The 25,745-nt window shown below is 45.8% G+C and carries 26 protein-coding genes; 22 read left to right on the top strand and 4 right to left on the bottom strand.

Features of this window, described 5'->3' with window-relative positions; genetic code table 11:
• Positions 1-17 precede the first annotated feature (17 nt).
• The 5 genes from ihfB to CWE13_RS01805 all read left to right on the top strand — a co-directional run bounded on the left by ihfB (position 18) and on the right by CWE13_RS01805 (position 2,978).
• A complete protein-coding gene (ihfB, locus tag CWE13_RS01825) occupies positions 18-308 on the top strand; it encodes an integration host factor subunit beta (protein WP_126805630.1) in 291 nt (96 codons plus the stop codon).
• Between the two features lie 84 nt (positions 309-392).
• Positions 393-683, top strand: coding sequence for a lipopolysaccharide assembly protein LapA domain-containing protein (locus CWE13_RS01820; RefSeq protein WP_126805629.1), 291 nt, complete (start codon positions 393-395; stop codon positions 681-683).
• A 3-nt stretch (positions 684-686) separates the two neighbouring features.
• Positions 687-1,844 (top strand): lipopolysaccharide assembly protein LapB, encoded by a 1,158-nt coding sequence (gene lapB, locus CWE13_RS01815; RefSeq protein WP_126805628.1) that lies wholly within the window; start codon positions 687-689, stop codon positions 1,842-1,844.
• Entirely contained in the window at positions 1,841-2,548 is a 708-nt protein-coding gene (gene pyrF / locus CWE13_RS01810; protein ID WP_126805627.1) for an orotidine-5'-phosphate decarboxylase, read from the top strand. The genes lapB and pyrF overlap by 4 nt, the downstream gene beginning before the upstream one ends.
• 70 nt (positions 2,549-2,618) lie before the next feature.
• Positions 2,619-2,978 (top strand): ComEA family DNA-binding protein, encoded by a 360-nt coding sequence (locus tag CWE13_RS01805; protein ID WP_126805626.1) that lies wholly within the window; start codon positions 2,619-2,621, stop codon positions 2,976-2,978.
• A 190-nt stretch (positions 2,979-3,168) separates the two neighbouring features.
• Here the strand turns inward: CWE13_RS01805 and rne are convergent, their stop codons facing one another.
• Entirely contained in the window at positions 3,169-6,210 is a 3,042-nt protein-coding gene (gene rne / locus CWE13_RS01800) for a ribonuclease E (RefSeq protein WP_126805625.1), read from the bottom strand.
• A 596-nt stretch (positions 6,211-6,806) separates the two neighbouring features.
• Here rne and rluC point away from each other — a divergent pair.
• Both rluC and CWE13_RS01790 read left to right on the top strand, forming a co-directional pair.
• Positions 6,807-7,772: a 23S rRNA pseudouridine(955/2504/2580) synthase RluC gene (gene rluC / locus CWE13_RS01795; RefSeq protein WP_126805624.1), complete on the top strand. Its 966-nt coding sequence runs from the start codon at positions 6,807-6,809 to the stop codon at positions 7,770-7,772.
• A 2-nt stretch (positions 7,773-7,774) separates the two neighbouring features.
• Positions 7,775-8,464, top strand: a complete 690-nt coding sequence (locus CWE13_RS01790) for an HAD family hydrolase (protein WP_126805623.1) — start codon at positions 7,775-7,777, stop codon at positions 8,462-8,464.
• Here CWE13_RS01790 and CWE13_RS01785 read toward each other — a convergent pair.
• The gene (locus tag CWE13_RS01785; RefSeq protein ID WP_126805622.1) at positions 8,420-9,070 is read right to left on the bottom strand and encodes a Maf family protein; all 651 of its coding nucleotides are present in this window, start codon (positions 9,068-9,070) and stop codon (positions 8,420-8,422) included. The genes CWE13_RS01790 and CWE13_RS01785 overlap by 45 nt on opposite strands.
• A gap of 151 nt (positions 9,071-9,221) precedes the next feature.
• Between CWE13_RS01785 and yceD the strand changes: the two genes are divergently transcribed.
• The 13 genes from yceD to CWE13_RS01720 all read left to right on the top strand — a co-directional run bounded on the left by yceD (position 9,222) and on the right by CWE13_RS01720 (position 19,993).
• A complete protein-coding gene (yceD, locus tag CWE13_RS01780) occupies positions 9,222-9,740 on the top strand; it encodes a 23S rRNA accumulation protein YceD (RefSeq protein WP_126805621.1) in 519 nt (172 codons plus the stop codon).
• A gap of 21 nt (positions 9,741-9,761) precedes the next feature.
• Positions 9,762-9,929 (top strand): 50S ribosomal protein L32, encoded by a 168-nt coding sequence (gene rpmF / locus CWE13_RS01775; protein WP_007419894.1) that lies wholly within the window; start codon positions 9,762-9,764, stop codon positions 9,927-9,929.
• A 5-nt stretch (positions 9,930-9,934) separates the two neighbouring features.
• Positions 9,935-10,969: a phosphate acyltransferase PlsX gene (gene plsX, locus CWE13_RS01770; protein ID WP_126805620.1), complete on the top strand. Its 1,035-nt coding sequence runs from the start codon at positions 9,935-9,937 to the stop codon at positions 10,967-10,969.
• Between the two features lie 43 nt (positions 10,970-11,012).
• Positions 11,013-11,987 (top strand): beta-ketoacyl-ACP synthase III, encoded by a 975-nt coding sequence (locus tag CWE13_RS01765; protein WP_126805619.1) that lies wholly within the window; start codon positions 11,013-11,015, stop codon positions 11,985-11,987.
• 25 nt (positions 11,988-12,012) lie between these two features.
• Entirely contained in the window at positions 12,013-12,939 is a 927-nt protein-coding gene (gene fabD, locus CWE13_RS01760; RefSeq protein WP_126805618.1) for an ACP S-malonyltransferase, read from the top strand.
• 45 nt (positions 12,940-12,984) lie between these two features.
• A complete protein-coding gene (gene fabG / locus CWE13_RS01755; RefSeq protein ID WP_126805617.1) occupies positions 12,985-13,725 on the top strand; it encodes a 3-oxoacyl-ACP reductase FabG in 741 nt (246 codons plus the stop codon).
• Between the two features lie 126 nt (positions 13,726-13,851).
• Positions 13,852-14,088: an acyl carrier protein gene (acpP, locus tag CWE13_RS01750; RefSeq protein WP_007419889.1), complete on the top strand. Its 237-nt coding sequence runs from the start codon at positions 13,852-13,854 to the stop codon at positions 14,086-14,088.
• Between the two features lie 130 nt (positions 14,089-14,218).
• Positions 14,219-15,031 carry an aminodeoxychorismate lyase gene (gene pabC, locus CWE13_RS01745; RefSeq protein WP_126805616.1) on the top strand — a complete coding sequence of 271 codons (813 nt, stop codon included), beginning with the start codon at positions 14,219-14,221 and terminating at the stop codon, positions 15,029-15,031.
• Between the two features lie 36 nt (positions 15,032-15,067).
• Positions 15,068-16,090 (top strand): endolytic transglycosylase MltG, encoded by a 1,023-nt coding sequence (gene mltG / locus CWE13_RS01740; RefSeq protein ID WP_126805615.1) that lies wholly within the window; start codon positions 15,068-15,070, stop codon positions 16,088-16,090.
• On the top strand, positions 16,090-16,710 hold the full coding sequence (gene tmk / locus CWE13_RS01735) for a dTMP kinase (RefSeq protein WP_126805614.1): 621 nt from the start codon (positions 16,090-16,092) through the stop codon (positions 16,708-16,710). The genes mltG and tmk overlap by 1 nt, the downstream gene beginning before the upstream one ends.
• Positions 16,698-17,657: a hypothetical protein gene (locus CWE13_RS01730; protein WP_126805613.1), complete on the top strand. Its 960-nt coding sequence runs from the start codon at positions 16,698-16,700 to the stop codon at positions 17,655-17,657. Before tmk ends, CWE13_RS01730 begins: the two co-directional genes overlap by 13 nt.
• Before the next feature lie 8 nt (positions 17,658-17,665).
• On the top strand, positions 17,666-18,442 hold the full coding sequence (locus tag CWE13_RS01725) for a TatD family hydrolase (protein ID WP_126805612.1): 777 nt from the start codon (positions 17,666-17,668) through the stop codon (positions 18,440-18,442).
• Positions 18,443-18,793: 351 nt separating this feature from the next.
• Positions 18,794-19,993 carry a sensor domain-containing diguanylate cyclase gene (locus tag CWE13_RS01720; protein ID WP_126805611.1) on the top strand — a complete coding sequence of 400 codons (1,200 nt, stop codon included), beginning with the start codon at positions 18,794-18,796 and terminating at the stop codon, positions 19,991-19,993.
• A gap of 9 nt (positions 19,994-20,002) precedes the next feature.
• On the opposite strand, the gene ansA is transcribed toward CWE13_RS01720, so the two are convergent.
• Both ansA and sppA read right to left on the bottom strand, forming a co-directional pair.
• On the bottom strand, positions 20,003-21,025 hold the full coding sequence (gene ansA, locus CWE13_RS01715) for an asparaginase (RefSeq protein WP_126805610.1): 1,023 nt from the start codon (positions 21,023-21,025) through the stop codon (positions 20,003-20,005).
• Positions 21,026-21,054: 29 nt separating this feature from the next.
• A complete protein-coding gene (gene sppA, locus CWE13_RS01710) occupies positions 21,055-22,911 on the bottom strand; it encodes a signal peptide peptidase SppA (protein ID WP_126805609.1) in 1,857 nt (618 codons plus the stop codon).
• A gap of 203 nt (positions 22,912-23,114) precedes the next feature.
• Between sppA and CWE13_RS01705 the strand changes: the two genes are divergently transcribed.
• Both CWE13_RS01705 and argC read left to right on the top strand, forming a co-directional pair.
• Positions 23,115-23,672: a nitroreductase family protein gene (locus CWE13_RS01705; protein ID WP_126805608.1), complete on the top strand. Its 558-nt coding sequence runs from the start codon at positions 23,115-23,117 to the stop codon at positions 23,670-23,672.
• 143 nt (positions 23,673-23,815) lie between these two features.
• Positions 23,816-25,699, top strand: a complete 1,884-nt coding sequence (argC, locus tag CWE13_RS01700; protein WP_126805607.1) for an N-acetyl-gamma-glutamyl-phosphate reductase — start codon at positions 23,816-23,818, stop codon at positions 25,697-25,699.
• Positions 25,700-25,745: the final 46 nt, after the last annotated feature.

The raw sequence follows: 25,745 nt of genomic DNA, 5'->3' as shown, positions 1-25,745 counted from the left end.
AGCGTGAAGGATCTGTTATGACGAAGTCTGAACTGATTGAAAAACTGATTAATAAGCAGCCAGAGCTGCAACCCAAAGACGTAGAGCGTGGTGTTCGGGAAATTCTTGAAGTTATGGTGCATACCCTAGCAGCAGGAGATCGCATTGAAATTCGTGGTTTTGGGAGCTTTTCGCTTCATTATCGGAAACCACGGGTAGGGCGTAACCCGAAAACTGGTGATCAGGTTGATTTGGGCGGTAAATATGTACCGCACTTTAAACCTGGGAAAGCACTACGAGAGCGGGTAAACGAATCAGTACAAGGCTAACTGCTTGGTTTTACCTCTGTTTTATAAAAAGGCATGCTATAATAGCGTGCCTTTTTTCTTTTCTGAACCGCACAGGGAAACGTTATGCTACGTGTGATAGTAAGTTTAATACCCGTGTTAGTGTTATTCTTGATAGCCTTCATTCTCGGGCGTTACAACGCAAATGATGCAGTCGTTAATCTACTCTTTATGCGTGTTGAAACAACGATGGCGATGGTGATTGCAGTAACACTATTTGTAGGCTTTTTACTGGGCTTGTGCGTGGTGAGCTTAGGTTATTTAAAGTTGCGCTTGCAAAATAGAAAGCTGAAAAAAGCAATTATAAAGATTAGTAAGCAGAGTGCTGATTCGTCTTCTGCGAACAAGGTGAGCTAATCAATGCTTGAACTGTTGTTCCTACTTTTACCTGTTGCGGCTGCCTATGGATGGTTTATGGGCCGGAACAGTGTTCGTGCTGAACAACGAAAAGAGCAGGAAGAGTTTTCTAGAAATTATGTAACAGGTATCAACCTGCTACTTTCTGAACAAAGCGATAAAGCGGTCGATCTTTTTATCGATATGCTTGATATCGATAGTGAAACCATAGAAACCCATTGGACGCTTGGTAAGTTATTTCGCCGCCGAGGCGAAGTAGATAGGGCTATTCGCATTCATCAGAATTTAATTTCCCGGCCATCTCTTTCGGTAGAAGAACGCCAGCATGCTATGTATGAGCTCGGCCAAGATTATCTTTCCGCGGGTATTTATGATCGGGCTGAGCAAATGTTCCGTGAATTGCAGCAACATACCAACTACCAATCCCAGAGTTTACAAAGCTTACTCGCGTTATATGAAGCCACGCACGAATGGGATAAAGCCATTCGTATCGGGCTTAAAATATCGCGCAAGGATAAAGCCGTTGAGGTTGTTATTGCTCAATTCTACTGTGAGCTTGCGGAAATGCAGGAAGAGCCAGCGCAAACATTAAAATTTTACGGTAAGGCGCTAAAACACGATATTCATTGTGTTCGCGCTCGTATTGCGCTTGCTCGGTGGTGGATTGGCCAGAATAAACATAATCGAGCGATATCGTATATATTGCCGATCACCGAACAACAACCCGATTTTATCCCTGAGATATTGCCATTACTCCGCGAGTGTTATGAAGGCATGGGCGATTCTGAAGGCCTCGTAGCGTTGTTGCACGATATTGTGCTCGAACACCCGTGTGCGAGCGCTGTAGTAATGCTAGGCGATATTATTGCGCGTAGGAATGATGTTGAGGCAGCTGAGCAGTTTATGCTAGCGGCACTGCAAAAGAGCCCGACCATGAAAGCCTTCCATAAGTTAATCCAGTTTCACGTCGCTTCGGCTGATGAAGGGCGGGCACGAAAGAGCTTAATGTTATTAGGTTCAATGGTTGCTGAACAATTAAAGCAACGGTCAACGCATCGCTGCCGCCATTGTGGCTTTGCGAGCCAAACGTTGTATTGGCATTGTCCAAGTTGCAAAACTTGGGGGAGTATTAAACCAACACGAGGGCTGGACGGGGAATGACGAAAAAATCAATTATTGTAGCCTTGGATTATGCAAAGCCAGCTGATGCGCTTCGGTTTGTGGATAATCTAGATCCAAGTGAATGTCGGGTAAAAGTGGGGAAAGAGCTGTTTACCGCAGGGGGGCCAGATTTGGTTCAAGCGCTGCACGCTCGTGATTTCGATGTGTTTCTAGATTTAAAATTTCATGATATTCCCAACACCGTTGCTAAAGCGGTTGCTGCGGCGGCTGAACTCGGTGTGTGGATGGTAAATGTGCACGCAAGCGGTGGGCATGAAATGATGACCGCGGCGAAAGAAGCACTTAAGCCCTATGGTGACAAAGCCCCGTTACTTATTGCTGTTACCGTGCTAACGAGCATGTCTACTGAGCAATTAAGGGCAACGGGTGTAAGCCGAGCATTACCGGAACATGTTTTGGCACTAGCAAAAAACGCAAAAGAAGCAGGGCTGGCCGGTGTAGTATGTTCAGCCCAAGAAGCCGAGATATTGCGTGCGGCTCTCGGTGAAGAGTTTGTTTTGGTGACACCAGGAATTCGGCCGGCTAATAGCGAATCACATGATCAAAAGCGGGTGATGACACCCGTTCAAGCGATAAGCGCCGGTGTGAATTATTTAGTGATGGGGCGACCTATTCGAGAAAATAGCAATCCAAATCAATTGCTTTCAGCTATAAACCACGAAATATCAGAAATTTCCTCATAGTAATCATAAAGATGGCTTCTATAATAGTAACGCTACCAGGACGGTAGCGTTTTCTATTTAAGGAGCTTTTATGTTTACAAAATCACTAATCGCAATTGCTTGTTCTGGGGCTTTTCTTTTTACTGCCGCAGCGGTTGATGTTAAATCATCTGATAACAATGCATTCGTGCAGTATGAATCGGCAACTTACGCCGATACTCTTCGCTATATGCAGGAGCAACGTGAAACGCAATCAAAGAAAGTAAATATCAATAGCGCAAGCGCTGAAGAGCTTGCGGCGGCGTTACGCGGCGTTGGTAAAGCTCGGGCTCAAGCGATCATTAAGTTACGTGAAGAGCTTGGTCAATTCACAGATGTTGAGCAGCTTTTGCAAGTTCGAGGCCTTGGTGTAAAGGTTTTGAACGATAATCGTGAAAAAATAACGCTATAAATAAGTTTGTAACAATAACGGACTATTGTTGCGATGGTTTGCTGAATCCAATTCAGTAGCCATTAAAAAGCGGAATGTGCAACATGGATTGTTGCAACCAAGGATGGTACAGGTAGTAAAAAGCCGAGGTTATTTTAATAACCTCGGCTTTATTTTTTACTTTATTACTATTTTCGGTGCTGCTTGCGCCTTATTCCTTTGGCGGAGCACAGCGTGCCGGACCAGCTTCAGCTTTGTTCAAAGCGCCGCTAACGCCAGAGTAACGGCCAGAGTGCTTAATTTCTGGACGGCGTTCAATTGGCGCTGAGCTTAGACCTTGTGATTCAACGTTCTCATCAAGAACTGCTGCAGCTTTCGTCATTGCAGCTGACGCTACACTTTTAACAGCCGCTGATTTCGTAACAACGGGCTTCGATTCCGCTTTCACTTCTTCAGCAGGTGCCGGGGCAGGCTCAGCTTTTACTTCTTCAGCAGGTGCCGGAGCAGGTTCAGCTTTCACTTCTTCAGCAGGTGCCGGAGTAGGTTCAGCTTTTGCTTCTTCAGCAGGTGCTGGAGCAGGTTCAGCTTTTACTTCTTCAGCAGGTGCCGGAGCAGGTTCATCTTTTACTTCTTCAGCAGGTGCCGGAGTAGGTTCAGCTTTTGCTTCTTCAGCAGGTGCCGGAGTAGGTTCAGCTTTTACTTCTTCAGCAGGTGCCGGAGTAGGTTCAGCTTTTACATCGTCAACAGGCGTTGGCGTAGGCTCTGGCTTTACTTCCTCAGCTGTAGTTTGTTCCGTTGCTACTGGAGCAGCCTCTGCGTTGGCATCATCGGCTGGAGCCGATTGAGCTTTTGCACTAGAAGATTCTTCCTTCGTTTTTGCAGGTTTGCGGCGCGCACGTTTACGGGTTGGCTTTTCTGCCGGTTTTTCCGCATCGCTTTCAACTGCTGAACTTACAGAGTTTTCCGTTGCTGAAACTGCGTTTTCAAGCTTGGCATCGTTTATCACTTCTTCTTTAGCAACTTCCGGAGCAGGGCTCACGTTTGCCTCTGAAGATTCCTTGCTAGATATTTCTGCAGCATTGTTTTCAGAAACTATGTCTTTAGAGGTTCCGGAATTTGCAGCTTTTTGCATTCGCACGCTTTTCGAAAGATTACGGCGTTGACGACGTTCTTTCGGCATTTGTGTGGTTTGCTCTTCGCCACGCGCTGGCTCGCTTACCTTCGTTGCCTGTGCTGAATCATCTTTAGCATCTACCGCAGCTTTTTCTTCATTCTGCACATTTGCTGGTTGATTCTGGTTTTGCGAACTAGGCTTACGGCGACGATTCCGACGCGGGCGTTGTTCCTGCTTATCACCAGTGCCTTGCGTATTCGGTTGCTCAGCTTCTGGTTTATCGTTCTGTGTTTGGCTTTTCGCTGAACGATCATCGCGTTTACCACCACGGTTCCGATTCTGATTCGGACGACGGCGATTATTGCTATTTCTACGCTTATCTTGCTCAGCGCGTTTCGCTTCATTCGCTTTACGTTCAGCTTTTTTCTTCTCTTCCGCTTTCTCAGCTTCTGAACCAGTAAATAATTCACCGATCCATTTGCTTAAACGCGAGAGTAAACCAGGACCTTCTGATTTTGTTTGTTGAGCTGCCGCAGGTGGCGGAGTAGCTGGAGCTACAAGGGTTTTTAGAGCAGGTTCATCAGCTGCTTTTTCACGTGGCGTTGAGAATTCAATTTCTTTGATCTCAGCGGCTTGCAGTAACCGGAAACTTTGCACTTCTGACATTTCGTCGGTGCGTAAGCGCTGAACATCGAAATGCGGCGTTTCTAAGTGCTGATTCGGAATCACTAGAATGCTTACTTTCGTGCGATCTTCGATCACCCGCAATGCTGCGCGTTTCTCGTTCAGAAGATACGTCGCTACCGTAACAGGAACTTGAACATTCACTTGCCCAGTGTTGTCTTTCAGAGATTCCTCTTCGATTAAACGAAGTACTGAAAGCGCGAGTGATTCATCACCGCGTATAGTACCTTGGCCATCACAGCGAGGGCATACTTGATTCGATGATTCGCCTAATGAAGGGCGCAAACGCTGGCGTGACATTTCTAGCAAGCCAAAACGAGAGATACGAGCGGTTTGTACCCGCGCGCGATCTTGTTTAAGCGCATCACGTAAGCGATTCTCAACTTCGCGCTGGTGCTTTGGCGGTGTCATATCGATGAAATCGATAACAATTAAGCCACCCACATCTCGCAAACGAAGCTGGCGTGCAATTTCATCCGCAGCTTCGAGATTAGTTTGCAGAGCGGTTTCTTCGATATCACCGCCTTTGGTTGCTTTCGCCGAGTTAATATCGATAGACGTTAGTGCTTCAGTAGGATCAATTGAGATAGAGCCACCCGAAGGTAAACGCACTTCACGTTGAAACGCCGTTTCAATTTGGCTTTCAATTTGATAGTGGCTAAATAACGGTACTTCACCTTGGTAAAGTTTTACCCGTTGAAGGAAATCTGGACGCACTATTTTGATGTGCTCACACGCTTGATCAAAAATAGTTTGGTCATCGATAAGAATTTCACCGATATCACGGCGCAAATAATCACGAATAGCGCGGAATATTACGTTTGATTCTTGATGAACTAAAAATGGAGCAGGGCGCGTTGATGAAACCTGCTCTATGGCTGTCCAGTGGTGCAATAAAACGTTTAAATCCCAAGCTAGCTCTTCTGAAGATTTACCAACTCCGGCGGTGCGCACAATTAAGCCCATGCCATCAGGAACTTCTAGTGCTGATAAGGCATCTTTCAATTCTGAACGTTCATCACCTTCGATACGGCGAGAAATACCGCCGGCACGCGGGTTATTCGGCATCAAAACGAGATAACTACCTGCCAAAGAGATAAAGGTGGTTAACGCAGCGCCTTTTTGGCCGCGCTCTTCTTTATCAATTTGCACAATTACTTCTTGGCCTTCTTTAACCACATCACGGATGTTAGGGCGGCCATCGAATTTGTAACCTTTCGGGAAGTAGGTGCGGGCAATTTCTTTTAAAGGTAGGAAACCATGTCTATCAGCGCCGTAATCAACAAAAGCGGCTTCAAGGCTTGGCTCAACTCGGGTTATTTTACCCTTATAAATATTGGATTTTTTTTGTTCGTGACCTGGACTTTCAATGTCTAGATCGTAGAGGCGTTGTCCATCTACAAGCGCAACTCGAAGCTCTTCAAGTTGCGTTGCGTTAATTAGCATTCTTTTCATATAGTGTGACTCATACGTTTATGGGTACGAAATCACAACACTGGTTCGCCGAATACGGCCCGTTCCGTTGCTAAAATTGGCTGTCGGCACCGTATCTATTGATGGTGCGCGCTGCAAGGACAGCTAATCTAATGCGAGTTGTAAATAGTATTCTTTTATCTTTAACGCGATTTCATTGGAAGCTCGCGAGGTTACCCGTAATTGGTCTGCTGTGGTTAGTTCATCTCGTGCGCTCAGATTGCAATATGCTTATCTGGTGGCGCTAAACCGGTGAATACCAACCCCTAAATAACACTCCATGAGTTTGTTTATTTAGTGCGAATTCTCAACTACGCATAACAATAAATTTCTTAATTGCCGAAACAGGCGTTCACTGCTTGTCAGTGTTGTGTTTTCCGAGAAAAATTCATCGAGAAAAACATAATAAGGCAGATTATTAAAAATCTGACACCGCATTGTCGCATTATACTGGGGTGCTGACAAGCAACAAATAGCGTTTGAAATCTGGGTTTGCGCTGTCATCCGTGAACTCGGCCATGATATACTGCCATCATATTTATTCTGTGATTCAATTGATTAAAGGCATTCCTTCACGCATGAGTGAGATTCAGCACCAAGTTCGCTTTCATACCATAGGCCCTGATGAGGGCGGTCAGCGCATCGATAACTTTTTACTTACCCAATTAAAAGGGGTTCCGAAGAGTATGATTTATCGAATCGTTCGTAAAGGTGAAGTGAGGGTAAATAAAAAACGAATCAAACCCGATTATCGCTTACAAGAAGGCGATGAAATCCGCATTCCTCCGGTGCGAGTGAACGAGAAGCCAGCGTTACCGAATCCTAATTTAGATAAAATTTCGCAACTAGAAGAATGTATTGTTTTCGAAGATGATTACATGATCGTTGTTAATAAGCCGGCGGGGATGGCTGTGCATGGCGGTTCGGGTTTGCAGTATGGCTTGATTGAAGGTTTGCGCGCTTTGCGGCCAACCGCGAAATTTCTAGAGCTCGTGCATCGGCTCGATCGTGATACCTCAGGGCTATTAATGGTTGCAAAGAAGCGCTCGGCCTTACGAGTATTGCATGAACAACTTCGCGATAAAGATATGGACAAAACCTATATCGCCTTGGTGTTTGGAAGTTGGCCAGGAAAGATAAAGAAAGTAGATGCACCACTTTTAAAAAACACGTTGCAATCCGGTGAGCGAGTAGTACGTGTAGATGAAGCGGGTAAAGCATCGTTAACACGTTTTAAAGTTCGCGAGCGCTATCCGCTTAGTGATATTAATACAACGCTCGTTGAAGCATCACCCGTTACCGGGAGAACGCATCAAATTCGCGTTCATGCTCAGTGTGCAGGGCACCCAATAGCCCAAGATCCTAAATATGGAATGCGCGGTTTCGATGAACAACTTAGAAAAATTGGTTTAAATCGTTTGTTTTTGCACGCCGAACGGCTCGCGATAAAGCACCCGAATAGTGGTGAGCCGGTTCAGTTCTTTGCGCCGCTGGAAAAACAATTGAATGATGTGTTGGTGGCATTAAGAAAAGGAACAGCGTAAAAATGCAAGATCAAATAATAGCTCACCGTTTCCCACTCGTTATTTTTGATTGGGATGGCACTTTGATGGACTCGGTGCCAAAAATTGTTTCTTGTATGCAAAAAATGGCACAAGCAGCAAATTTGCCTATTCCTGCAGAATCCGCGGTTCGCGATATCATTGGCTTAAGTTTGTGGGTCGCATTAGAGCGTTTATTTGATTGCCACGATGAAATTGAACAACAAAAACTCATTGCTATTTATCGGGAGTTTTACCTGCATAAAGATCCAACGCCGTCACCATTATTTCCTGACGTAGTAGAAGTGCTTTCAGAGCTTACACAAAGCGGCGTGCAGCTTGCTGTGGCAACGGGTAAGGCACGGCAGGGTTTAGAACGCGCATGGCGAGAAACAAATACAGGTAACTTTTTTTTGGCATCGCGGTGCGCGGATGAAGCAAATTCAAAGCCGCATCCGCAAATGCTCAATGAGATTCTGGCAGAAACCGGTTATTTAACAGAGCAAGCGATTATGATTGGCGATTCTCGTTATGATTTACGTATGGCGAACGCCGCCAACATGCCATCCTTGGGTGTATCTTGGGGCGTTCATGACCATACCACGTTAAATTTAGAAGCACCGCTTGCTGTACTCAACCAAATTACTGAACTACCGAGCTTGCTCAGGCAACTCGAAACCGTGCCGGCTGAGTAAATCGGTAAGACGAATTAATGGTAGCCCTATTAAGCTATTTGGATCGTCACCCTTCATCTTGTGGAATAGGGTGATACCCAATCCTTCGCATTTAAAGCTCCCCGCGCAATTTAAAGGCTGCTCAAGCTCAATGTAGTGGCGTATCTTTGTCTCGGTTAACGTTCTAAAGTAAACCGAGTAGGGCTCGGTAACTGTATAAACCACACCAGACTCAGAATTTAGAACACTTAATCCCGTATAAAAGGTAACGGCACGCCCACTAAAGTGATTAAGTTGAGCTACTGCTGTTTCCGTATCATGCGGTTTGCCAAATATCTGGCCAGTACATACAGCAACTTGATCGGAGCCGATAATGAGGTGTTGCGGAAAATCGTTTGCGAGCGCTTTTGCTTTACGTTCTGCTAAACGTTGTACGAGTTGAACATGAGTTTCATCTTCTAAAGGGCTTTCATCGATATCTGGTGATACCGTACTGAAGGGGACCCGTAAACGTTCTAACAGCGCTTTCCTGTATGGGGAACTTGACGCCAAAACTAAAGATAAATGATCAACATTAGGTTTTTTTCGGGAATCACCGAATAAACCCACGTGTTCTTTAGTGTGCATAACCAACCTCTGTGATAGAATATGTCTTTGGGTTATTTTGCCATGCTTTTCCAACAAGAAAGCAACTTTCGTCATGTTTTTCATAGAAACAGCGGCTTAGGGGTGAAATTTCTTTGACTATCAACTTATCAACCATTATTATTCGCGCGCTATGCAAAAGGTTCTAATACCGCTTTCGGTTGACCCAGTACGAAATTCAGGGAAACGGTTATCTTTTGATGGGTATATTCCATCAAAAAATTTGCCTCGTTTTAATGAAGTGCTGGCATCGCCCTGTTCTGACATAGAGGTCACGCTATGGTTCGGAACAGATGAGCAAAAGATACATAATTTTCGTGGTCAGGCGAAAGCTAACGTTGAGCTAACTTGTCAGCGGTGTGGTGGCACCATGCCCTTCGATTTAGCAATAGAGTTTCAGTATGCGCCGGTAACCAAGCGACAAACCGCTGAAGATATGCCGGAGCATTACGAAGCAGCTGAACTTAATGAACTAGGGGAAGTTCTGCTCCATCCTTTAGTTGAAGATGAGCTGTTACTCGCATTGCCTATTGTGGCAAAGCATACTGAGCAGGACTGTGCGATCAAGAGCGATACAATGAGTTACGGTGAGCTACCTGCGGAAGCAGAAAAGCCAAACCCATTCGCTGTATTGCAAAAGCTTAAGAAATAATCGATTCAGGAGACCAGTCAAATGGCTGTACAAAAAAACCGTAAAACTCGTTCTGCACGCGGCATGCGTCGTTCACACGATTCATTAACTGGTGTTGAACTGTCTGTTGATCAGACAAGCGGCGAAACTCATCGTCGTCACCATGTAACCGCTGATGGTTACTACAAAGGTAAGAAAGTCATCGCTTAAGGCGTATGGCAAAAATTACTTTAGTAATCGATGCGATGGGTGGTGACCGCGGTCCCTCCATCGCTGTTGCAGCGCTCATTAGAGCGCTGCAGTCGTTTCCGGAAACTGATTTTATAGTGACCGGAGACGAACCTCGTTTAAAAGCTTTACTCGCCCGAGAAAGCAAAGATACCGCCGTTGATTTATCGCGCGTACGTATCCAACACACCTCACAAATAGTGCAAATGGATGACAAGCCTGGTCAATGTATTCGCCAGAAAACTGACTCATCGATGCGTGCTGCTATTGATCTTGTTGCCGATGGAACCGCGCAAGGTTGTGTTAGCGCCGGCAACACGGGTGCGTTAATGGCGATGGCGTACATGTACTTGAAAACACTGCCCGGTGTTTTGCGGCCAGCATTAATTACACCTGTTCCTAATCAGCATGGTAAACAAGGCTTTCTGCTCGATATAGGAGCTAATCCGGTATGTGATGCGGAAACCTTGTTTCAGTTTGGCGTGATGGGATCAGTATTGGCTCGCGAACTTAATGGTATTGAAAATCCGAAAGTAGCGTTGTTAAACATGGGTACCGAAGAGATTAAGGGCCCTGATGTAGTTAAACAAGCTGCGATGCTTTTGAAACAATCCAGTTTCGTGAATTACAGCGGTTTCGTTGAGGGCTCTGAGCTTTTTACCGGTGAAGCTGATGTTATTGTTTGTGATGGATTTACCGGCAACATAGCATTGAAAAGCTGTGAAGGCATGGCCAAAATGGTGTATGAGCATTTTCAACGCAACTTGAAAACCCATTGGTTAAGCCGCGGTTTAGCCTGGTTACTCTATAAACGCCAGAAAAAATCTTGGGCATGGCTCAACCCCGACCAGTACAACGGTGCAAGTCTGGTAGGATTGCGCGGTGTGGTTGTGAAGAGCCATGGTAACGCCTCCGCAAATGCGTTTTATAGTGCTATTGCGCACGCAATTACGGAAACGCAATTGAACTTACCAGCGCGCATTCACAACCAAGTTGAAAAAGTGCTATCAGAACAGCACTAACATTCCGGTTCTCAAAGCACCGGAAGTTGCAATGAGGAGTGATATGTTCGAGCAACAACGCTACGCAAAATTAGCCGGCACTGGCCATTTTCTTCCCGCCCAACGCCTTACCAATCAAGAACTCGAACAGCGAGTAGATACCAGTGATGCGTGGATTCAAGAGCGCACGGGTATTCAAGAACGCAGAATTGCTGCTGCCGATGAATCAGTGGTGACTATGGGCACTGAGGCGGCTAAGAATGCTATTGCTGCTGCAGGGCTTGAAGCTAGTGATATCGATCTTATCGTCATGGCAACAACTTCTGCGGATCGTGCTTTCCCCAGCGCAGCCTGTGAAGTACAGCACGCATTGGGTGTTACCGATATTCCTGCATTTGATGTAGCTGCTGCTTGCTCGGGATTTATTTTTGCACTATCTGTTGCTGAGAAATATATTATTAGCGGCGCTGCAAAGCATGTTTTAGTTATCGGTAGCGATACGCTTTCCCGAATGTGTCGGCCTGATGATCGCAATACTATCGTTTTATTTGGCGATGGCGCCGGTGCGGCGGTATTATCAGCAGCGGAAGCGCCGGGCGTGTTTTCAACGCATATTTTTAGTGCCGGTGAATTCGCTTCGCTATTGGGCGCTGATCATCCAAGTAGAGATGATGCCGCACTACAGCAAGAAGCATGGCTGTATATGAAAGGGCGTGAAGTATTTAAGGTTGCCGTAGAAAAGTTAGCTGAGCTTGTTGAGCAAACGCTAGCTGCAAATGAAATGACGGCTAAAGATTTAGATTGGCTAATACCACATCAAGCGAATTATCGAATAATTCAAGCCACCGCGCGTAAACTAAAGATGCCGATGGCACAGGTGGTGATGACCTTGGCGACAACAGGCAATACTTCGGCAGCATCTGTGCCTATTGCGTTGGATGTGGCGATTCGTGATGGCCGTATACAGCGTGGGCAAACATTATTATTAGAAGCTTTTGGCGGCGGTTTTGCCTGGGGCTCAGCGTTAATCAAATACTAATAGTTAATTAAAAAAGAGGATTGTGATGAGTCGACAAGTGGCTTATGTATTTCCGGGGCAGGGCTCGCAAACCGTTGGAATGCTGGCGGAGCTTGCCGAGCAATACCCACAAGTTGAAGCAACGTTCGCAGAAGCTTCAGAAGTGCTTGGGTATGATCTGTGGGATGTTGTACAAAATGATAAGGACGGCAAACTTAATCAAACGGAAGTAACCCAGCCTGCATTATTAGCAGCAAGCGTTGCTGTTTATCGTTGTTTAAGCAACGGTCCAACCCCTGCAATGATGGCAGGACACAGTTTGGGCGAGTATTCAGCTTTGGTGTGCGCAGGTGCATTGAACTTCTCCGATGCAATTGCTTTAGTTGAGCTGCGTGGGAAAGCGATGCAAGCAGCGGTTCCCGCGGGCACTGGTGCGATGTCGGCGGTGATTGGTTTAGATGATGATAAAGTTGTAGCTGCTTGTGCAGATGCCGCTCAAGGCGATGTTGTGGCTGCGGTTAATTATAATTCTCCCGGGCAAGTTGTTATTGCGGGTGAGAAAGCCGCCGTTGAACGTGCTGGCGAGGCTTGTAAAACCGCCGGCGCTAAGCGGGTTCTCCCGTTGCCTGTGAGCGTGCCTTCGCATTGCGCACTTATGCTGCCTGCCGCAGAGGAATTAGCGGTGGCGTTGGACGGTGTTGAAATTCAACTTCCGCGCGTACCAGTGTTGCATAATGTGAGCGTAGCAGAGGCAAAATCGGTAGAGGAACTTCGTGAAGCGTTAGTAGCCCAACTTTACTCACCGGTTCGATGGACAGAAACCGTGTTAGCAATGAAAGCTCAAGGTATTACGCACCTTTATGAAATTGGGCCAGGTAAAGTACTCACTGGATTATCGAAACGCATTGACCGTGAGATCGAAGGTGGCGCGATAAGTGATAGTGCTGCCGTTACTGAACTTTGCATTGCGTAAGTGTGAAACGCGCAGAATTTAATTACTAACAATAGGGAGAGCGGAATGTCGAGCTCATTATCAGGGCAAATTGCTCTAGTAACCGGTGCCACACGTGGTATCGGCAAAGCAATCGCAGAAAACTTAGTAGCCGCTGGTGCAACTGTAGTTGGCACAGCAACGAGTGAAAAGGGTGCTGCTGCGATTAGTGAATACCTTGGCGAACAGGGTACAGGTAAAGTTTTGAACGTTACTGAAGCAGGTGCAATCGATACCTTAGTTGCCGAGATTCAAAAAGAATTTGGTAAGATTGATATTCTTGTTAACAACGCCGGCATCACACGTGATAATTTACTCATGCGTATGAAAGATGACGAGTGGGATCAGGTAATTGAAACGAATCTCACAGCAGTATTTAAGATTTCTAAGGCTGTTATGCGCGGTATGATGAAAAATCGCCATGGCCGTATTATTAATATTGGTTCTGTGGTGGGAACAACTGGGAACCCAGGGCAAGCAAATTACTGTGCAGCAAAGGCCGGTTTAATTGGCTTTAGCAAAGCATTAGCAAAAGAAATTGCTTCTCGCGGTGTAACCGTGAACTCGGTGGCACCAGGTTTTATTGACACAGACATGACAAAAGCGTTAACTGACGAGCAACGGGAACGTATTTTTGATACTATTCCTGCCGGTCGGTTAGGGCGGCCTGAAGAAATTGCCGCTGCTGTTGGCTTTTTAGCTTCGGCCGGCGCTGCTTATATTACTGGTGAAACCATTCATGTGAATGGTGGCATGAGTATGGTTTAATAAGCTTTACTGGCAACAACGAGGTAAGACCTCCGCCATTTGGGCAAATTTTTACTTTCATCATGTAGGCGTATTGCTTACACTACACGCAAATTTATTCAAGATACCTTGATTTGAGGGTTACACATGAGCACTATCGAAGAACGCGTAAAGAAAATTGTTATTGAGCAACTAGGTGTTAAAGAAGAAGAAGTTAAACCAGAAGCTTCTTTTGAAAATGACCTTGGTGCAGATTCGCTAGATACAGTTGAATTGGTTATGGCTCTTGAAGAAGAGTTTGAAACTGAAATTCCTGACGAAGAAGCTGAAAAGATTCGTACCGTTCAGGCAGCTATCGATTATATCAATAAGCACTCTGCTTAATAGATAACGAAGTAGTTCGAACAAGATTTGAAAAAGGCGGAATGAGAATTCCGCCTTTTTTGTATCTGCGTTATGCTGTGGTTATCTGAACACTGCACTTACTTAGTGCCTTCGAAAGGGTTAATACCTAATGCCAACACTAATCAATGGTGAAGAATGCGATCAGGTAAGCGTTGCCGACCGCGGTTTAAATTACGGCGATGGGTGCTTTACTACTATTGCTGTTGTTGCCGGGGAACTGCAGTTGTGGCAACGCCATTGGCAACGCTTAGAAAATACTTGTGCGAAGCTGAGTATTCCGCTCGCAGATGAGGCGGTGTTCTTAGCGGAAGCAAAGCGCCTGATCGAGCGCAATGAAAATACGGCAGCAGTTATTAAAATTGTCATTACCCGAGGTTCTGGCGGCCGTGGCTATGCTCCTGCAAAAGAATCGAACTCTCAACGTATTGTTACGATTAGCGAGATGCCTGCACATTATGCACGCTGGCGAGAAGATGGAATTCGGCTAGCAAATGCAAGTTTACGCTTAGCCATACAGCCTGAACTTGCCGGTTTAAAAACACTGAATCGTTTGGAGCAGGTTCTTCTTAAGCTGGAACTCGAGAAATTACGCGAAGTAATGCATCCCGCGCCTGATGATCTAATTGTTTGCGATGCTCGCGGCTTTTTGTGTGAAGCAACGATGGGAAATTTATTTTGGCGAGAAGGCAAACATTGGCATACACCAGAGCTTACTGAAGCCGGTATAGCCGGTGTTGTTCGTGCGGAACTACTTGCACTGAACCCGCATGTGCGCGTAGGCCACTACTTACCGGAAAAATTAGCGCAAGCTGATGAAATCTTTATTTGCAATTCCTTGCTTGGGCTAGTGCCAGTAAGTAACATGAATGGCATTGAACTGGCGGTTCGCGTTTATTCAAAAGCTTGGCAAACCGAGCTATAAACCGGAGCCTATCTTATCAAGGGCCGTATTAAATTTATGAAGAAAGCCATTTTTTCTGTTCTTGCTGTTGGGCTTGCGTTAACTGTTATAACGGCAGTTAGTGGTTATGCCGCTGCGAACTGGTGGTATCATCAGGGTAGTGCGGTAAGGCTAACAGACCATACAGAGCAGGAGATTCTGTTCGAAGTTCCCCGTGGTAGTAACCCTCGGCGTATTGCAAAAGCATTAGAGGCTCAAGGGTTGGTTCCTTACGCGAAATTGAATGAGCTAAGCTTTCGCTTTTTTCATCAAGGTGCGCGTGTTCAAGCGGGGGTTTACGCCATTCGCAATAACGATACCGCAGCTGAAATTTGGAACCGAATTAGCGCAGGACAACAGCACCTGTTTTCAATTACCTTTGTTGAAGGTAGTGAATTTAGGCAGTGGCAACAACAGATTCTAGCGCATGAATATTTAACAGTTGAAAACCCCGCGGTTACCGCCGAAGCACTCGCAGAAGAATTATCAGAAGGTGAATACACTCATATTGAAGGGCTATTGTTTCCTGATACCTATCGGTTTTATGCAGGAACCACTGATACACAGCTTTATCGGCAAGCTTATGAACGAATGCAAAATACCGTTTCCGAGGCTTGGCAAACGCGTGATCGCAGTGTTCCGGTAGCTACACCATATGAAGCATTAATTTTAGCTTCGATCATAGAAAAGGAAACCGGAGCGGTTGAAGAGCGTGCACTTGTAGCTTCGGTATTTGTAAATCGATTACGCACGGGGATGCGGCTGCAATCGGACCCAACCATTATTTATGGTTTGGGGGATGCCTATCGTGGCGTTATTTATCGATCTGACATTCAGCAAACAACACCGTACAATACGTACCGAATTAATGGGTTACCACCCACACCTATAGCGATGCCAGGTAAAGCCGCAATTGTGGCAACGTTAGCGCCAGTAGAAAGTGATTATTACTATTTTGTCAGTAGAAATGATGGTACTCACGTGTTCTCGCGAACCTTGGCTGAGCATAATCGCGCTGTGCAGCGTTATCAGAGGAACTGATGAGCGGAAAATTTATTGTTATCGAAGGTTTAGAAGGGGCTGGAAAAAGCACCGCCGTTGCAACCGTTTCCGGGTGGTTGGAAGCAAATAATGTATCTTACATCAAGGTACGTGAACCCGGCGGAACGCCTTTTGCTGAAGCTTTACGTGATATCGTGAAGAGTGATTGGCAAGAGCAAGTAACGCCTCAGGCCGAACTATTGCTGATGTATGCAGCTCGGGTTCAGTTAGTTGAAAATGTCATTCGCCCAGCTTTGCAGCAAGGTACCTGGGTGATCGGTGATCGGCATGATTTATCGTCACGGGCGTATCAAGGCGGTGGTCGCGAAGTAGATGCTAGCGTGCTGCAGCAACTTAAGCAGTTTACATTACAAGATTTTGCGCCTGATTTTACGCTGTATCTTGATATTAATCCTAAGGTTGGTTTATCTCGCGCCTCGCATCGAGGTGCTTTAGATCGCTTTGAACGCAGCAAAATTGATTTCTTTACCCGCACTCGAAATCGCTATTTAGAAATAGCCAACACAGAAGCGAATATTGCCGTTATTGATGCCGAACAGAGTTTAACTGATGTACAGCAATCAATTGTAAGTGCGCTGGAGCAACAATGGCCGGCTTAACTTTTCCTTGGATGCGCCCGCTATGGCAACAACTTGTAGCTGCCGCTCATTCCGGCCGTATGCCACATGGCATGGGTTTTTCATATTCGCCTGATTTAGGTGTTGATGTAATGCTTGAGCAGCTCGCCGCATTCTTATTATGCCAACAGCGAGAGCAGCGGGGAAAAGCCTGCGGTGTTTGTAAAAGCTGTAAACTTTGGCAAGCGGGTACACATCCCGATTATTTGCGGGTTGAGCCGGAAGTAGGTAAACAAATCGGTGTTGATGCGGTACGGCAAATTGCGCAGCAGGTGCAGCAAACAGCAAGCCAAGGCGGGAATAAAGTAGTGCAAATTATTCATGCGGATCGAATGACGTTGCAAGCATCCAACGCGTTATTAAAAACCCTTGAAGAACCGCCAGAGAATACATTTATTCAGTTAGCGGCAACCCGTTATTCACAGCTGTTACCTACGATCCGCAGCCGTTTAATGGCGTATACAACGCCACAACCAACACCCGATGAAATTAGGAGCTGGTTGCAAGAACACAGCAAACAAAGCGTTACCGATAGTGTGGTACTTGAATTGGCGGCAACGAAACCGTTGAGCGTGCTTAAGCAATTACAAAATAACGAAGAGCAACGCAGCTACTTGGCACTTTTATGCAAAGGGCAGCTTAATGTTGAAAAGGATTTAGAGAAAGTTCATGACATGCTGGCAACCTTGCTGAGTGAACTGCAGTTAGCGCATCGGCAAGCTCTAATGGGTGAGGAGCCGTTGGTGATAACCACGAATATCAAACTACCTGCACCTACGCACCTACTTGCCAGTGCGTTAGCGAATGCATATCGCCGTGGTATTAAATTACGTAAAACGCTACAAAATGCCGGCGTTAACCCTCAAATTCTGGTTGCTTCATGGAGCAATGATTTAACCCGTTCGCTGCGAGCCTCCTCTTACAATTAGGAATAATTATGTTTGTAGATTCCCATTGTCATTTAGATAAACTAAAAAGCACAGAAGAACACGGTATCGCAAAAGTTCTTGCCGATGCTCGTGCCGCACAGATTGAACATATGCTATGTATCGGTGTTGCCTTAGATGATTTTGCACAAATGCAAAAAATTGTAGGAAAACACGGTGACGTAAGTTTCTCATGTGGGGTACATCCGCTGTATGTTGCGAAACACGGATTCTCAGAGAGCGAATTAGCGAGTTTGTGTGCGCGCAGCGATGTGGTAGCCGTGGGCGAAACCGGGCTCGATTATTTTTACGATAAGGAACACATCGCCACTCAACGGGAGAGCTTTGCTCGGCATATCGAAATAGCGAACGAGGTGAATAAACCGCTTATTATTCATACTCGTGATGCGCGTGCCGATACCATCGATATGCTCAGGGAAGGACACGCCGAGAAATGCCGAGGGGTGATGCATTGTTTTACTGAGAGTTTAGATATGGCGGAAAAGGCGTTAGATCTTGGTTTTTACATCTCAATTTCCGGCATTGTTACCTTTGCCAGTGCGGAGGAATTGAGGGATGTTGTTAAACATGTTCCGTTGGAACGCCTGTTAATTGAAACCGATTCGCCTTGGCTAGCGCCGGTCCCGCATCGTGGAAAAGAGAATCAGCCAGCCTTTGTTACCCATGTTGCAGAATGTGTAGCAAAGCTAAAAGGTGTGTCTATCGAAGAAGTGGCAGAAGTTACACGCGATAATTTCTACTCATTATTTAACATTAAGAGAAATTAAGGGTTCGGTATTAGTACGCCGCCTTATTTTGAAAAAAGAAGAGCTCGGAACTAAGGGGGGAGTGTTCCGAGCCCAGGGAAAAGGCTCATTTAAGAGCCTTGCGCTAAACAAATTACAGTATCATTACAATTTTTCAATCCTTACTTTAGCTGTGGTACAGTTAGGTAATTCACATTGTTGGTAAATCACTCTAGTTACTCAGCTTTGCGTACGTAAATTAGTTACGTAGATGTAGTTAAGTAAGTGTAGCCGTAGTTCAGTATTTGTCCATTTTTGCCCAGAGGTTCATGATTCGGAGTTTCTGCACATCGTCACTAATGATTTTTTTATTTTTTAAAGCGTAAATATGCCATGCTGATTAAAAACATATCAACGCGCCTAATTGTATGGTTCACGGTTGTGCTTTCCATAGGGTTTGCCTCTTTTCTTTATGCGATGTCTGTATTAGGCACAAAGCAAATGATATGGGTTGCAGTTGTTGTAATACTGCTATCTTCATCGCTTCTTTTCTGGTTAGTTCGGCGTGAATTCAACCCATTGCGCAATGTATCGGTGCAAACATTAGCGATCATAAGTGGTGAGCGCGAGCAATTAGATATACCCAAAGGCACAGAGATTGCGGTTTTAGCCCGCCAATTTAACCGTTTACTCGCACAGAACAAGAACCAACAACGTGAGCTTTCAGGCCGACAAGCGTATCTTGATATTCTCTTGAGTACAGCGCCACTTGGCCTTTTCATGACCGAGCAAAACGGCAACATCGAATATATCAATCCTAAAATGCAACAACTTACAGGCTACACATTACAGGAACTCAAAGAAGTGGGTATGCGTGAGCGGATTTCTGAGAGTGATCGAGAGGGCACGTTAACCAGTTGGCAAAATGCCATTACAGAGCGCTATGCTACCGCAATAGATTTTCGCTTTGTCACCAAATCAGCTGCGGAGAAATGGCTACATCTGGAGCTTCAGCCCGTATACAGCAATGCCATGTTTATCGGTTTTGCCGGATCCTTGCGTGATGCTACCAATGAAGTTAAACAACTAGAAGAGCTGCGAACGCAAGCAAACCGAGACACCCTAACCGGACTTCTGAATCGGCGAGGCTATGATGCTGCGGTGCAAAGAACACTGACGGATGCCCGTTTGTTTAACGAGAGCTTTCAATTAATGGTGGTGGATCTTGATGAATTTAAAGCCGTTAACGATACTGCAGGGCACGAAGCTGGGGATTGGGTTCTACAAAAAGTAGCCGATATAATGCGTGAGCACACCCGGGATACCGATTATTGTTGTCGATTGGGTGGCGATGAGTTTGTTGTTCTTTTACTTAATTGCCCACATCGCCGGGCAAAAGAAATTGCTGAGAATATTGCGGCTGATATTGAGCGCATGCATAAAGAGAAAAATATCGTAAAGGTTACTGCCAGTATCGGTTTAACTTCGCTTCGCGAAGACGACGAGGATGAACAAGATATTTTGCGGCGAGCTGATAAGGCGGCCTACAAAGCAAAGCATGCAGGCCGCAATCAAATCGTGATCGATAGCTGAGGGATATTATTAATCAGCCGGGGTAAGTTCACCGCGTAGATTTTCAGCGAGCTTATTTTTGATATCAACAAGATTATTGGTTTGGCTCAATAAGAAATGCAACTTGGTTAACGCAGCTTCGATGGTCATATCCTGCCCACTAATAACGCCTATATCCGCGAGCGCATTACCTGTAGCGTAGCCCGCCATATTAACCGTGCCTTTAAAGCATTGCGTACAATTTAGCACAATAATTTCCGCATCAATTGCGCGCTTAAGTGCATCAATTAATGAGCCACCCTGTGGCGCGTTACCCACGCCATAACTGAGCAAAATTAACGCTTTAACAGGATGCTTAACTAAGTTATCGATGATACTTGCGCTCATCCCTGGATATAAGGTTACAACGCCAATCTCTTGAGCCGTGACCGCAGCTACTTTCAATGGACGTTGCTTAACCGGTTGTATTACCCCGTTAAGGATTTCAATATCGATTCCAGCTTCGAGTAGCGGCGGGAAGTTTGGTGCGGCAAATGCGTCGAATCCATCGGCATCGGCCTTCGTAGCGCGATTTCCTCGAAATAAACGATTATTAAAGAACAAGGTTACTTCGTGAATAGGGTAGTGAGCCGCAATATACAACGCATTTAATAGATTGGTTTGGCCATCCGACCGCAATGCTGCTAACGGAATCTGTGAACCCGTAACGATTACCGGCTTACCAAGGTTTTCGAACATGAAGGATAGCGCGGATGCGGTGTAAGCCATCGTATCCGTGCCATGTAAAATCACGAAGCCATCATAATCGTTGTAGTTACGCTGAATATCATCGGCAATACGTTGCCAATCTGCCGGAGTCATATCCGATGAATCCATTAATGGCGAATATTCACACAACGTAAATTCCGGCATTTCAGGACGAAAAAACTCTGGCATTCCCTGCAAACTCTTTTCCAGAAAACCAGGCGCCGGAATATATCCGTGCGCCGATTTCATCATGCCAATAGTACCGCCTGTATAAGCGATATATATTCGCTTTCTTTTTGTTGCCATATTTTTCTCTTTACTATCTTCTACATTCACTACTTAACCTGACACTCTAAGCAGCGCATATAAACGTGTTGCGGATCGTTGAACTCGTTTATCGCTTGTACTTCGTTGATAGCTCGTTGAATAGCTTTCTCTGTTAACGTTGGTGTTTTTGTAAACATTGATTCTGGTAACAGAACGCTAGCACCATTGAATAGCTCTGCTAAGAACGCATCAAAGCCTGATAGCTCAGGTGATGGAAAGGTTACTTGATATTCCTCAAGGCCCGCAAGTTCAGCCGCAATAGCCGTTGCATCATCAAGCTCACCAATACGATCGATAAGGCCTAGCTCAAGCGCTTTAGTACCGGTCCAAACGCGGCCTTGTGCCACTTCATGAACGGCTTCGGTAGTCATTCCACGCGCATTTGCCACCAGTTCTAAGAAATCTTGATAGATACGGTCTACACCGCCTTGCAAGGCACGTTGTGCTGGTTCACTTAACGGACGAGTGATATCAATGTAAGGGAAATCGGTAGATGACACACCATCGCTGTACACACCAACTTCGGCTAAGCTCTCATCGATAGAAAAGAACATACCAAAAACACCAATTGAACCGGTAATTACCGAGCTTGGTGCTACAATTTGGTCAGTACCGGCTGCAATCCAGTAACCACCAGAAGCGGCAACAGAGCTCATTGAAGAAACAACAGGTTTACCGGCTTCACGGAGAAGCAGCAGTTCTTGGCGGATTTGCTCAGAAGCAAATGCGCTTCCGCCAGGGCTATCAATGCGTAAAACAACTGCTTTTACACTGTCGTCTAAACGAATATCCCGTAAACGATTCGATAGGGTAGCGCCGCCAACCGTACCTGTAGGCTGATACCCATCTAAAATGGTACCGCTTGCGAAAACAACCCGCACTTCATCAGCGTCGTTAGCTTTTTGATTCTCTTCACTGCGTTCGGCGGCAACAGCTTGCTTGTATGCACGCCAACCTATTGCACGGAAGGATTTTTTATCTTCATCGTAACCGCCGATATCAATCAGCGCCTGACGAATTTCTTCACTATGGGCAAGATTATCAACTAAGCCAGCGTTAAGTGCTAAGTTGGCTTGGCTATTATCCGCTTGCTCGAACAGCGCTAAAAAATCATCCATGTTGCCACTGAGAATTTCTGGCGCTACTTCGCGATGGCGAGTGATGCCACTTAGGTATTCGGCCCACATCGCATCTACCCAATCTTGGTTTGCTTCCCTAGCTTCGGCGGACATGCTATCTCGGCTGTAAGGTTCTACCGCTGATTTGAAATCACCAACACGGAAAATATAGGTCGTTACTTTCAGCTTCTCTAAAAGTGAACTGAAGTAGGTTGGATACATGTGATAGCCATCAACAGCAACAGAGCCTTGAGGGTTCAGGTATACCGTATCGGCCTGGCTGGCGATAAAATATTGTGATTGGGTGAACGAGTTTCCGTGCGCAATAATAGGTTTGCCTGCTGCACGCACTTTCTCAAGCCGATCTGCAATCATTTGTAATTTGCTTAACCCACCACCCCAAAAGTTACGCAAATCTAGGACTACGCCGCTAACACGATCATCAGCCGCCGCATCATCGATAGTTGCTAAAAAGGCATGCAAATCCGTTTCTGGTGTTGCGCTAGACCCTACCGCTTCATTAAAGAAGCGATCTGACGCCGATAAATAGGTTGCTTCCTCTACCAGAATACCACTTGGATTCAGCACCAATAGGCCGCCTTCAGGAACGGTCGGGACGTCTTCGCCTTGGCTAAGTATCACAATAACGCCAATTAAAAGTATAAAAAATACTAAATTAACGATAACGCGACGGAGACCATTAATGAAGATCCAAATAGGACGGAGTAAATTAGATAAAAATTTCATGTCGAAATCCTTGATGTTGCGCGCTGTTTCCGCTGTGATCCGGTACAATTCAGAACTGCAGCGAAGAGAACATGATTATTGTTTGAGTGGCTTTTTTACCAGCGTAACTAGTTTAACGCGCTCTGCCTCGAATGCGTAGCCTAACTTTGTAACAAAACACTACGAATGTTAATGTATTTTTTTATTCTTTAACGGATATCACTATGGATGCCCTTGATTTACTGTTAACGCGCTCCTCTATGCCCAGAGTGGTTGGCCCCGGTCCTTCAGCACAGCAATTGGCGCAACTTGAAGCCGCGGCCTTACGCGTACCCGATCACATGAATCTTACACCGTACACCTGTTTAATCTATCAAGGTTCTGAACTGCATAACTTGAGTGAACTATTTGCTGCTACAGCGAAACTGGAAGGGCTTACTGAAGCAGAACAGGCTAGGGCGCCACAGCTTCCCTTGCGAGCGCCATGTATCATTATTGTGGCAACCGAATATAAAGATGAACCTAAGGTTCCACGGCATGAACAATATGCAAGTGCGGCGTGCGCCACGATGGCCATGCAACAAATGGCGTTTACACAAGGATTAGGTGCAGTATGGCGCACCGGCATTTATGCCGAATCAGATCACATGAAATCAGCCCTCGGTATTTCGGTATCTGAAGATATTGTGGGCTTTCTCTATATCGGTACACCCGCGGTGCCAACCCCAATAAAACCAAGTAAACAGAAATCGGTCTTTAAATATGTGAATAGTGATAGCTAGCTCGAGATTGAATAGTTAATCATATTAATCGCATAAAAATATTGATCTGCGCAAATATCTTTATTACCATACGCACTAGCCGGTGAGCTAAACCGTTAGTGCGATATACCCGTTTGCTCACCATATTAAAGTTATTTTAACAGGTGAGTAATGTTTTGGTGGAAGGCTATTCTAAGCAACCATATAGCGAATGCGAGAAGCTTAAACGCAAAGGCATGAATGTTGCGGTATTTGGCGCAAGCGGATACAGTGGCTGCGAATTACTTTCGCTGTTGCATAAAAATTCATATTTCAGTATTGCTTTTGCGTTCTCTTCCGAGCAGGGAGTGAGTCAGCTTTGGTCTAAGTTAGCGCCCGAACTTGCAGGGAAATCCACCTTAACGATTGAACCTTGGAATAATTCGTATTTTGAAACCGTAGTTCATACGTGCAGTGCGGTTTTTCTGGCTTTGCCCCATGAAGCGAGTGCAGAAATTGCTGCTCGATTTGTAGCTGCGGGCGTTGCCGTATTTGACCTTTCCGGAGCCTACCGTTTTCAAAATGCCTCTGAATTTGCGGATACTTATAAATTTACCCATCCGCATCCTGAATTACTTACGAGTGCTCAATACATGCTCATGGAGTGGCTCTCTAGCTCCAAGGACTACTCAAAAGGCTTACTTTTTAGTATCCCCGGATGTTATCCAACGGCCGCAACTCTAGCCTTAAAGCCCCTTACCGTGAATGGTTTACTTGCGGCAGAGCAAACGCCGGTTATTACTGCTGTGAGTGGTGTTTCCGGTGCTGGTCGGGGTTTAAATTCGCGCACATCGTTTTGTGAGGTAAGTGTGCAAGCGTACGGGGTGTTGAATCACCGCCATACTCCGGAGATTAACAATAATTTACAGCAAGACGTGGTATTTACTCCGCAACTCGGTAATTACAAACGTGGAATTGTGGCGACGTGCGTTGCGCAATTATCACCGAACGTAAATGCAGATGCGGTGTATCAAGCATTTGCTGATGCTTATGCAAATCAACCCTTCGTGCGTTTAGTTGATGCGCCACCCGCCGTGAACCATGTTGCAAACACGCCATTTTGCGATATTTATGTGAGAGTGGATGGACAAAAGGTAGTGGTTATCAGTGCATTGGATAACTTACTAAAAGGCGCAGCAGCACAAGCCATGCATGCAGCTAATCATGTGTTTGGCTTACCCATCACGGCTGGTTTTCAAGATTTTTTTAGCCGGCCAAACGTTCATGTTATTAAGGTAGGTGGTGCGCTTCTCGAAGATAGCGCTGATGAGCGCGATCATTCACCACTAAAAACCTTGTTAGCTGCTTTAGCTAAAAGTCAGCAACCTTTTGTATTGGTTCACGGCGGCGGTTCGGCCGTGGATTCTATGTTGCATAATGCTGGCTTGTCGTCGGAAAAGATAAATGGCCAACGGGTGAGTGCGCCTGAGCACATGGATATTATTGTTGGCGCTTTGGCGGGCACTACGAATAAGAAATTAGTGCAGGCGGCGCAGGGAAATGGGTTTTCAGCGGTAGGCATTAGCTTGGCCGATGGTCCTTTATGGCATATGGAGAACGTGCCAGCACTAGGAATGGTCGGCCAGCCAACTGTAAATGGCTTCTCAAGTGCCGGCAAAGCGCTACTCCATACACTTATAAACAATGGTTTTACCCCGGTAATCAGCTCGATAGGCCTCACTGAGGCGAATCAGCTATGCAATGTAAATGCCGATTATGCAGCCGCTGCTATTGCTTTGGCGCTTGACGCTGATTTACTGCTGTTGAGCGATGTGCCTGCTATACGCGATGCGCAAGAACAAAACATTGGCGCGATTAGCTTAGCTGCTGCAAAGGAATTACTCGCTCAGGATTTTGTAAAAGGCGGCATGAAGGTAAAACTGGAAGCGGCTATTTTCACCTCAGAATTTTCCCGACGAACCACTGCGATTGCTGGCTGGGCTGATAGCGCAGCGGTAATCGCTCATCTGCAAGGGAAGCCACAAGGCACCCGCATTGTTCTTGATTAATTCATAACCTCCGGTGTTTTTTACCGCGGGTTCAGTTAAAAAAATT

It is taken from the genome of Aliidiomarina shirensis (assembly GCF_003987345.1).
Lineage (GTDB): Bacteria > Pseudomonadota > Gammaproteobacteria > Enterobacterales > Alteromonadaceae > Aliidiomarina > Aliidiomarina shirensis.
This window is presented reverse-complemented; position numbering and strand designations above follow the sequence as displayed.

What these genes read in the sequence shown, in the direction of transcription:
- lapB (WP_126805628.1), top strand. Translation starts at nt 687, where the DNA reads ATGCTTGAACTGTTGTTCCTACTTTTACCTGTTGCGGCTGCCTATGGA.
- pabC (WP_126805616.1), top strand. Translation starts at nt 14,219, where the DNA reads ATGCCAACACTAATCAATGGTGAAGAATGCGATCAGGTAAGCGTTGCC.
- yceD (WP_126805621.1), top strand. Translation starts at nt 9,222, where the DNA reads ATGCAAAAGGTTCTAATACCGCTTTCGGTTGACCCAGTACGAAATTCA.
- CWE13_RS01720 (WP_126805611.1), top strand. Translation starts at nt 18,794, where the DNA reads ATGCTGATTAAAAACATATCAACGCGCCTAATTGTATGGTTCACGGTT.
- acpP (WP_007419889.1), top strand. Translation starts at nt 13,852, where the DNA reads ATGAGCACTATCGAAGAACGCGTAAAGAAAATTGTTATTGAGCAACTA.
- CWE13_RS01820 (WP_126805629.1), top strand. Translation starts at nt 393, where the DNA reads ATGCTACGTGTGATAGTAAGTTTAATACCCGTGTTAGTGTTATTCTTG.
- plsX (WP_126805620.1), top strand. Translation starts at nt 9,935, where the DNA reads ATGGCAAAAATTACTTTAGTAATCGATGCGATGGGTGGTGACCGCGGT.
- ansA (WP_126805610.1), bottom strand. Translation starts at nt 21,025, where the DNA reads ATGGCAACAAAAAGAAAGCGAATATATATCGCTTATACAGGCGGTACT.
- rluC (WP_126805624.1), top strand. Translation starts at nt 6,807, where the DNA reads ATGAGTGAGATTCAGCACCAAGTTCGCTTTCATACCATAGGCCCTGAT.
- CWE13_RS01790 (WP_126805623.1), top strand. Translation starts at nt 7,775, where the DNA reads ATGCAAGATCAAATAATAGCTCACCGTTTCCCACTCGTTATTTTTGAT.
- pyrF (WP_126805627.1), top strand. Translation starts at nt 1,841, where the DNA reads ATGACGAAAAAATCAATTATTGTAGCCTTGGATTATGCAAAGCCAGCT.
- mltG (WP_126805615.1), top strand. Translation starts at nt 15,068, where the DNA reads ATGAAGAAAGCCATTTTTTCTGTTCTTGCTGTTGGGCTTGCGTTAACT.
- CWE13_RS01725 (WP_126805612.1), top strand. Translation starts at nt 17,666, where the DNA reads ATGTTTGTAGATTCCCATTGTCATTTAGATAAACTAAAAAGCACAGAA.
- CWE13_RS01765 (WP_126805619.1), top strand. Translation starts at nt 11,013, where the DNA reads ATGTTCGAGCAACAACGCTACGCAAAATTAGCCGGCACTGGCCATTTT.
- fabG (WP_126805617.1), top strand. Translation starts at nt 12,985, where the DNA reads ATGTCGAGCTCATTATCAGGGCAAATTGCTCTAGTAACCGGTGCCACA.
- ihfB (WP_126805630.1), top strand. Translation starts at nt 18, where the DNA reads ATGACGAAGTCTGAACTGATTGAAAAACTGATTAATAAGCAGCCAGAG.
- CWE13_RS01805 (WP_126805626.1), top strand. Translation starts at nt 2,619, where the DNA reads ATGTTTACAAAATCACTAATCGCAATTGCTTGTTCTGGGGCTTTTCTT.
- CWE13_RS01705 (WP_126805608.1), top strand. Translation starts at nt 23,115, where the DNA reads ATGGATGCCCTTGATTTACTGTTAACGCGCTCCTCTATGCCCAGAGTG.
- fabD (WP_126805618.1), top strand. Translation starts at nt 12,013, where the DNA reads ATGAGTCGACAAGTGGCTTATGTATTTCCGGGGCAGGGCTCGCAAACC.
- tmk (WP_126805614.1), top strand. Translation starts at nt 16,090, where the DNA reads ATGAGCGGAAAATTTATTGTTATCGAAGGTTTAGAAGGGGCTGGAAAA.
- rpmF (WP_007419894.1), top strand. Translation starts at nt 9,762, where the DNA reads ATGGCTGTACAAAAAAACCGTAAAACTCGTTCTGCACGCGGCATGCGT.
- rne (WP_126805625.1), bottom strand. Translation starts at nt 6,210, where the DNA reads ATGAAAAGAATGCTAATTAACGCAACGCAACTTGAAGAGCTTCGAGTT.
- CWE13_RS01785 (WP_126805622.1), bottom strand. Translation starts at nt 9,070, where the DNA reads ATGCACACTAAAGAACACGTGGGTTTATTCGGTGATTCCCGAAAAAAA.
- sppA (WP_126805609.1), bottom strand. Translation starts at nt 22,911, where the DNA reads ATGAAATTTTTATCTAATTTACTCCGTCCTATTTGGATCTTCATTAAT.
- CWE13_RS01730 (WP_126805613.1), top strand. Translation starts at nt 16,698, where the DNA reads ATGGCCGGCTTAACTTTTCCTTGGATGCGCCCGCTATGGCAACAACTT.